Source organism: uncultured Methylobacterium sp., assembly GCF_964242245.1.
In the GTDB taxonomy this organism is placed as follows: domain Bacteria; phylum Pseudomonadota; class Alphaproteobacteria; order Rhizobiales; family Beijerinckiaceae; genus Methylobacterium.
Map to the genome: position 1 here is coordinate 1 of NZ_CAXTBY010000196.1, position 3676 is coordinate 3676.

General features: G+C 69.7%; 4 protein-coding genes and 1 tRNA gene. 1 reads left to right on the forward strand and 4 read right to left on the reverse strand.

The window, feature by feature from the left end:
- Window positions 1-3: 3 nt before the first annotated feature.
- From ACFE8Y_RS21170 to ACFE8Y_RS21180, 3 genes are all read right to left on the reverse strand, one after another.
- Window positions 4-79, reverse strand: a tRNA-Lys gene (locus ACFE8Y_RS21170).
- A gap of 108 nt (window positions 80-187) precedes the next feature.
- Window positions 188-1747 carry a 2-isopropylmalate synthase gene (locus tag ACFE8Y_RS21175; protein WP_375466335.1) on the reverse strand — a complete coding sequence of 520 codons (1560 nt, stop codon included), beginning with the start codon at window positions 1745-1747 and terminating at the stop codon, window positions 188-190.
- 265 nt (window positions 1748-2012) lie between these two features.
- Window positions 2013-2441, reverse strand: a complete 429-nt coding sequence (locus ACFE8Y_RS21180) for a winged helix-turn-helix transcriptional regulator (RefSeq protein WP_375466336.1) — start codon at window positions 2439-2441, stop codon at window positions 2013-2015.
- Between the two features lie 76 nt (window positions 2442-2517).
- Between ACFE8Y_RS21180 and ACFE8Y_RS21185 the strand changes: the two genes are divergently transcribed.
- A complete protein-coding gene (locus ACFE8Y_RS21185) occupies window positions 2518-3129 on the forward strand; it encodes an FMN-dependent NADH-azoreductase (protein WP_375466337.1) in 612 nt (203 codons plus the stop codon).
- 151 nt (window positions 3130-3280) lie between these two features.
- Here the strand turns inward: ACFE8Y_RS21185 and ACFE8Y_RS21190 are convergent.
- A partial coding sequence (locus tag ACFE8Y_RS21190; protein ID WP_375466338.1) for a DNA-binding response regulator occupies window positions 3281-3676 on the reverse strand: 396 nt, incomplete at its 5' end.

Sequence of the window (3676 nt, forward strand, 5' to 3'; positions counted from 1 at the left end):
GATTGGTGGGCGCACTAGGGTTCGAACCTAGGACCCGCTGATTAAGAGTCAGCTGCTCTACCAACTGAGCTATGCGCCCGTCGCCACGGCGACGACCGCGGAGGCCACCAAATGCCGCCCGCGGAACGAGCCGGGGGATAGCAACGCGGGCGGGGGCTGTCCACCCCCCGGCCGCGAAGTTTTCCGGCTACGAGGCGGCGGCGTGCTGCGCGTGCAGGCGCACGGCCGAGGCCGAGAGCTTGTTCAGCGCCGAGAGGTAGGCCTTGGCCGAGGCCACCAGCGTGTCCGGGTCGGCGCCCCGCGCCGTGATGGTGCGCGCGCCGGCCTTGAGGCGCACCGACACCTCGGCCTGCGCGTCGGTGCCGGCGGTGACCGCGTGGACCTGATAGAGCTCGAGCTGGGCGTCGTGCGGCACCAGCGCCTGGATCGCGTTGAACACCGCGTCGACCGGCCCGTTGCCGTCGGCCTCCTCGGTCAGCGTCCGTCCGTCCATTGCGAGCTTCATCGTCGCGCGCTGGGGTCCGCGCGTGCCGGCGATCACCGAGAGCGAGACGAGGCGGATGCGGTCGTGGGCGGTCGCGAGGTTCTCGTCGACCAGCGCCTCGATGTCCTCGTCGTAGACGTTCTTCTTGCGGTCGGCCAGGGCCTTGAAGCGCTCGAACACGTCCTGGAACTGGTTGTCGGACAGCGTGAGGCCCAACTCGTCGAGCTTCGAGCGGAAAGCCGCCCGGCCCGAGTGCTTGCCCATCACCAAGTTGGTCTTGGCGAGGCCCACGGAGGCCGGCGTCATGATCTCGTAGGTCTCGGCGTGCTTGAGCATGCCGTCCTGGTGGATGCCGCTCTCGTGGGCAAACGCGTTGCGGCCGACGATCGCCTTGTTGAACTGCACGGGGAAGTTCGTCGCGTGGCTGACGAGCTTCGAGGCCCGGGTCAGCATCGTCGACTCGATGCCGGTCTCGTAGGGCAGCACGTCGCCCCGCGTGCGGATCGCCATGACGATCTCCTCCAGCGCCGCGTTGCCGGCCCGCTCGCCGATGCCGTTGATCGTGCACTCGACCTGCCGCGCGCCACCCGCGAGGCCGGCGAGCGAGTTGGCGATCGCCAGCCCGAGGTCGTTGTGGCAGTGGACCGAGAACACCGCCCGGTCGGCGTTCGGCACGTGCACCCGCACCGCCTCGAACATCGCGCGGTACTCGGCTGGCGTCGCGTAGCCCACGGTGTCGGGCAGGTTGATCGTGGTGGCGCCGGCCCTGATCGCGGCCTCGACGCAGCGGCAGAGGTAATCGATCGGCGTGCGGGTCGCGTCCATCGCCGACCACTCGACGTCGGCCACGAGGTCGCGGGCCTGGGCCACCGTCCTCAGGATGATCTCGACCACCTCGTCCTCGCTCTTGCGCATCTGGTGCGCGAGGTGGATCGGCGAGGTCGAGACGAAGGTGTGGATGCGGCCGTTGCGGGCATGCCGCACGGCCTCGCCGGCCCGCGCGATGTCGGCGGGGATGGCGCGGGCGAGCCCGGCGACCGTGGCGCGCTTGGTCCTGCGCGCGATCTCGGCGACCGCCTCGAAGTCGCCGTTCGAGGCGATCGGGAACCCGGCCTCGATGACGTCGACGCCCATGCCGTCGAGCAACTCGGCCACCGCGAGCTTCTCGTCCAGCGTCATCGTCGCGCCGGGGCACTGCTCGCCGTCGCGCAGCGTCGTGTCGAGGATGACGACGCGGTCCTTCGTCTCAGAGATGATGCTCATCGGATGTCTACCCTGTCGCGGGGCGCGCCGCCGCGTCGCGCGGTCGGGCGGCCTCAAGCCTGTCGTGATGGCGGCGCTCCCCTGAAGGCCCAGGCGAACGCCCGGACGGCCCTCAGGGGCGGGTAAGCAGGAGGAGGGCGCGCGTCCGCAGCGCCGCGGATGCGGGCTCGGCCGTGACGGGTGCTGAGCCGGCGATGGCCAAGGCTCGTCTCTCCTCACGCCGTCCAGTTCATGCGGAAGGACCGCCCGGTCGGCCAAGCCCCGCTTATCCCTCCCGCGACGGAACCGCAAGCGCGGAGCCGACGCCGTCGAACCGCGCGCGGGCGCGCTGGATCTCGGCCTGATGCGCGAAGGCCCAGGTGCCGAGCGCCATGACCGGCACCTCCAGCGAGCGGCCGAGGTCGGTCAGGGCGTACTCGACCCGCGGCGGGATCGTCGGGAATACGGTCCGCGTCACCAGCCCGTCCCGTTCCAGGCCGCGCAGGGTGAAGGTGAGCATGCGCTGCGAGATGCCGCCGATGATCCGCCTGAGCTCGTTGAAGCGGTGCGGCCCGTCCTTCAGGGTCATCACGACGAGGACGCTCCACTTGTCGCCGATCCGCGAGAGCACCGAGCTGACGAGGCGGCAATCCTGCGAGGCGTGGCCCGGACTGCCGGGAACCGGGTCGGTACCCTGGATGTGCCCTGGTTCCAAGACTGTGCCCTCTTGCGGCCCGTCGGGATCGGTCATCTATAAGCCCTCGGTACGCTTTTGATACCGAGGACATCGCATGAAGCTCCTTCACGTCGACGGCAGCATCCTGGGTGCGCATTCCGTCAGCCGGACCGTGTCCGGCGCGATCGTCGAGCACCTGAAGGCGGAGACGCCCGACCTCGCGGTGACGTACCGCGACGTCGCGGCGACGCCGCTCCCGCACCTCTCCGGCGCCTATCTCGCCGGTCAGCAGCCCAACGCGACGAACGCGCCCGACGTCCAGCACGACGTCGCCCTGGGCGGCCAAGTGCTCGACGAGTTCCTCGCCGCCGACATCGTCGTGATCGGCGCGCCGCTGTACAACTTCACCATATCGAGCCAGCTCAAGGCCTGGATCGACCGCATCCTGGTGGCGGGCAAGACCTTCCGCTACGGCGAGACGGGACCCGAGGGCCTGGCCGGCGGCAAGCGGGTCATCGTCGCCGTCGCCCGCGGGGGCCTCTACGGAGCCGGCACGCCGAATGCCGCGGCCGAGCACGCCGAGACCTACCTGCGCACGGTGCTCGGCTTCATCGGCATCACCCGCCCGGAATTCATCGTCGCCGAGGGTATCGCGATGGGTCCCGACGCCCGCGAGGCGGCCGTCGCCGGAGCGCTGAAGGCCGCGCGCGAACTTCAGCCCGCTTGATCCGGTCGACGCGGCGACGCGGGCACGCGTTCCCGGATCAGGCGTTCGCGGATCATCGCGCGAGGCGGAGACGCATCGCACGAACGGGGAACGCCTCCGCGGGGATGACCCGCGAAGGCGTGACGGAGCGATGAGACCCGAGGCGGGCTGATCAGACGGCGATGCGCTCCTCGGCATCCGTCGGCTCGCGCAGCACGTAGCCGCGGCCCCAGACGGTCTCGATGTAGTTCTTGCCCTGGCTGGCGTTGGCGAGCTTCTTCCGAAGCTTGCAGATGAACACGTCGATGATCTTCAACTCCGGCTCGTCCATGCCGCCGTAGAGGTGGTTGAGGAACATCTCCTTGGTCAGCGTCGTGCCTTTGCGCAAGCTGAGGAGTTCCAGCATCTGGTACTCCTTGCCGGTGAGGTGCACGCGGGAGCCGGCAACCTCGACGGTCTTCTGGTCGAGGTTGACCACGAGGTCGGCCGTCGTGATCACCGACTGGGCGTGGCCCTTCGAGCGGCGCACGATGGCGTGGATGCGGGCGACGAGCTCGTCCTTGTGGAA